Genomic DNA, 3529 nt, shown 5'->3' on the forward strand with positions numbered 1-3529 from the left:
CCTATGCCGGCATCGGCGCTGCGCTCGAACGGGGCCACGACCACCTCGTCACGACCGATCTTGACGATTTCGCCGCGCCGCGCGCCGGCATGGCCGCGCTGCTCGACAATGTCGCCCAGCCTGGCGATGTCGGAAAGGCCGCGCGCCTTGTAATGGGTCGGCGAGATCTCGGCGACGCGGCCGCCGCGCCGGAGCAGGGACGCGGCGCTATCGAAGCGGCGCAGGACGCGTTCCAACGCGGCAAGCCGGTCGCGGGGTGCTGCATCAGGCTGCCTTTCAAGGGCGCGTAGCGAGGGCAGGCTGGTCGACATGCCGCTACTTGGAACCGAGCGTCTTGATGGCGTCGTCGGTGGTCGCATCGGTCTGCCGTATCAGCGCCGCCGTATTCTCGAAGGCGCGCTGGACCATGATCAGGCGGGTCATTTCCTGCACCGGATTGACGTTGGATTCCTCGAGGAAGCCCTGCGCCACGCCGACGTCGGAGCGATCGGTGACAGGTTCAGGCGTCCGCGCGGGCACGATGCCGGAATTGCCGTAGCGGACGAAATTCTGCCCGGGATCGAAATTGTAGAGGCCGATGGCGCCGACCAGTTGGTCGTTCTGTCGGAGCGAGCCGTCGGCGCCGGCCTTGGGCGGGCCGTTGCGCGGATCGAGCTGGATCGGAGCGCCGCCGCCGTCGAGCACAGGATAGCCTTCGATCGACATCAACTCGCCGTTCTCGTTCATCGAGAAACGGCCGTCACGGGTCATCACCGTGCCGGTCGGCGTTTCGATGGCAAACCATGCATCGCCCTGGATGGCGAAGTCGAAAGGATTGCCGGTCTCGGTCATCGAACCGTGCGCCGTCGAAAGATAGGTTTTGCCGGAGGATGCGAAGGAGACCGACTTCGGACCAGTGCCGGAGACGACATCCTCGAATTTCACGCCAGTGGCGCGAAAGCCGATGGTCGAGGCATTGGCAACATTGTCGGCGATGGTGTCGAGCCGGCGCTCGAGCGCGATCTGCGAGGAGAGGGCGACGTAGAGGCTGTCCTGCATGGTGTTCTCAGAACTTCAGTTTCTGCATGGCCATCATCAGATCGGTCGAGATGCCGACCGTGGTCGGCTGGGCAAAGAGCACGCTGACCGATGTCTGCGCCGTTGAGGTGGGGTTGTTGATCTCCCACAGGCTGGTGAACCGGGTCAGGAACTTGTTCAGCTTGTCGGTGTCCTTGAAATCGGCGATGTCGAGCTTCTGCTCGAACAACTGCGCCTGCTTGTCGATGTCGGCCGAGGCAAAGGAATCGGGCAGGCCGAGCGCGGTGCGCACCACGCTCGAAAGTGCCGTATCGGCCAGCACGTCGTACCAGTTGGTGATGTCGGGCGCCTTGCGCTGGAAGTAGAGTGCCAGCCGCACGCCTTGATTGGTCTCGCCGGCATTCTCCTCCAGGGTCTGGCGCATGTATTTGTCGACCGTGCCCTGCTGGGCGGAGGGAAAGAGCGTGGCGGTCGAGCCATAGGCGGCGAAGTTGAACGCCTTGACGAAGGCGGCGTAGCGCTTGTCGCTCAACTTGTTGGCGAAGCTGTCCGAATCCGAGACGCCTTCCTTGAGCGCCTTGACCATGAAGGCCTTGGCATAGGCCATATCGCCCAGGCCGTATGCCTTCATGGCATAGGTGAACAGGCGGGTGTCCTTGACGAAGTCATCGATGGTTTTGATGTTGCCGATATTGGCGAGATAGTAGTCGGTATCGCGCTTGACGACGGGCTGCGCCTCAACCTGATCGATCGCCTTGGGTATGTCCTTGGCGATAAGCTGGTAGCTCGTATAAGTGTTCAACACGCTGTGCGCCTCCGGCGAAGCTATTCCAGGAAAATACAGTCACTTCCTTGCGCGAAGCTGAATCGGCCCCGCAACCCGCGAGCCGGACCTCGCGGGGTTGAAGCCTCGTCGATTCAAGCCTCACACAAGGCACGTGGATTATCGGTTGGGACCTGCGGTGACATGCGGAAGGATCTTGCGTGGGCATTCTGATCGGACTGGTGGTGACGCTCGGCTGCGTCCTCGGCGGCTTCATGGCCATGGGCGGCCATCTGCACGTGCTGATGCAGCCCTGGGAAGCGGTGGTCATCTGCGGCGCGGCGCTCGGCACCTTCCTGGTCGCCAACCCGATGAAGACCGTCAAGGACACCGGCAAGGGCATTCTCGAAGCGTTCAAGCAGGCGGTGCCGAAGGAACGGGATTATCTGGAGACGCTCGGCGTGTTGCACAGCCTGATGCGCGAATTGCGCTCCAAGTCGCGCAGCGAGGTCGAGGCGCATATCGACAATCCCGAGGAATCGGCGATCTTCCAGGCATTCCCGACGGTGCTGAAGAACCACGATCTCACGCATTTCATCTGCGACTACTGCCGCATCATCATCATCGGCAATGCGCGTTCGCATGAGATCGAGGCGCTGATGGACGAGGAGATCCAGACCATCAGGACCGACAAGCTGAAGGCCTACCACGCGATGGTGGCAGTCGGCGACGGCCTGCCGGCGCTCGGCATCGTCGCCGCGGTGCTCGGCGTGGTCAAGGCGATGGGCGCGCTCGACCAGTCGCCGGAAATCCTTGGCGGGCTGATCGGCGCCGCGCTCGTCGGCACCTTTCTCGGCATCTTCCTGTCCTATGGCGTGGTGGGGCCCGTCGCCACCAAGATCAAGACCGTGCGCGAGAAGAAGAATCGCCTCTACATCATCGTCAAGCAGACGCTGCTTGCCTACATGAACGGCGCGCTGCCGCAGGTCGCGATCGAGTTCGGCCGCAAGACCATCTCATCCTACGAGCGGCCGACGATCGACGCCGTCGAGCAGAGCACGATGAATACCGGCACGGCCGAAAAGAAGGCGGCCTGAGCATGCGTCAAGACAGACAGGGCCGCTCGCCATCATGACCAGTCCGGGCAGTCCGTCGCAGACCCGTTCCCTGATCATCGAACGTCTCGTCGGCGACAGCGGCGAGGCCGGTCATGTCATTGGTGCCGGGCGGGCGATGGCCGAACGCGCCGTGCCGCTGCTGCAGAAGAGCCTTGCCGTCGAGCTTGGCGCGCCGGTTACGGTGGATCTGCGGGCGGTCGAGGTGAGCCGGGTTCCTCATGCACGCGCCGATGCCGGCGAGACCTTCGCCATGGTCATCGTTCCATCGCCGACCTCGGCCGACGCCATGACCCTGGTGATCGACGCTCAGGCCATAGCCGTCGTGGTTTGCGCCCTGTTCGGCGGGGACCCGGACGCGCGGGTCTCGCCAATCGAACGCGAGCTGTCACAGATCGAGACCGATGTGGCGACGACGGTGATCCAGCATGTGGCGCAGGCGCTCAATGGATCGGGCAAGCGCTCGCTCGAATTGCGGCTGCCGGTGCAGCGGGCAATGTCCGGCATGGAGGCTAAGCGGCGGGTGCTGCGCGATGGGGCGGCGGTCCGCATGGTGTTCGGCATCTCGACGCCGACCGACAGCGGCACTGTCACGGTGATGATCCCGCAGCGCATCCTGCTTGCGACCCGTGGC

4 protein-coding genes and 1 pseudogene are annotated in these 3529 nt (G+C 63.6%); 2 read left to right on the forward strand and 3 right to left on the reverse strand.

Translation table 11 applies throughout. The features are described from left to right. The 3 genes and pseudogenes from fliI to EN742_RS28315 form a co-directional block, all read right to left on the reverse strand. Window positions 1-311: pseudogene (gene fliI, locus EN742_RS28305) on the reverse strand (flagellum-specific ATP synthase FliI); the annotation flags it as partial. Between the two features lie 4 nt (window positions 312-315). Beyond that, window positions 316-1038: a flagellar basal-body rod protein FlgF gene (flgF, locus tag EN742_RS28310; RefSeq protein ID WP_126058494.1), complete on the reverse strand. Its 723-nt coding sequence runs from the start codon at window positions 1036-1038 to the stop codon at window positions 316-318. Window positions 1039-1045: 7 nt separating this feature from the next. Beyond that, complete coding sequence (locus EN742_RS28315) at window positions 1046-1822, reverse strand: DUF1217 domain-containing protein (RefSeq protein ID WP_189347655.1); 777 nt, start codon at window positions 1820-1822, stop codon at window positions 1046-1048. Window positions 1823-2001: 179 nt separating this feature from the next. Here EN742_RS28315 and motA point away from each other — a divergent pair, with 179 nt between their 5' ends. Both motA and EN742_RS28325 read left to right on the forward strand, forming a co-directional pair. Further along, on the forward strand, window positions 2002-2877 hold the full coding sequence (motA, locus tag EN742_RS28320) for a flagellar motor stator protein MotA (RefSeq protein ID WP_126058496.1): 876 nt from the start codon (window positions 2002-2004) through the stop codon (window positions 2875-2877). Window positions 2878-2911: 34 nt separating this feature from the next. Then, window positions 2912-3529 (forward strand): flagellar motor switch protein FliM (locus tag EN742_RS28325; protein ID WP_128333537.1); only part of this gene is annotated, 618 nt, incomplete at its 3' end.

Source organism: Mesorhizobium sp. M4A.F.Ca.ET.020.02.1.1 (assembly GCF_004022645.1).
Classification (GTDB): domain Bacteria; phylum Pseudomonadota; class Alphaproteobacteria; order Rhizobiales; family Rhizobiaceae; genus Mesorhizobium.

What these genes read in the sequence shown, in the direction of transcription:
- flgF (WP_126058494.1), bottom strand. Translation starts at nt 1,038, where the DNA reads ATGCAGGACAGCCTCTACGTCGCCCTCTCCTCGCAGATCGCGCTCGAG.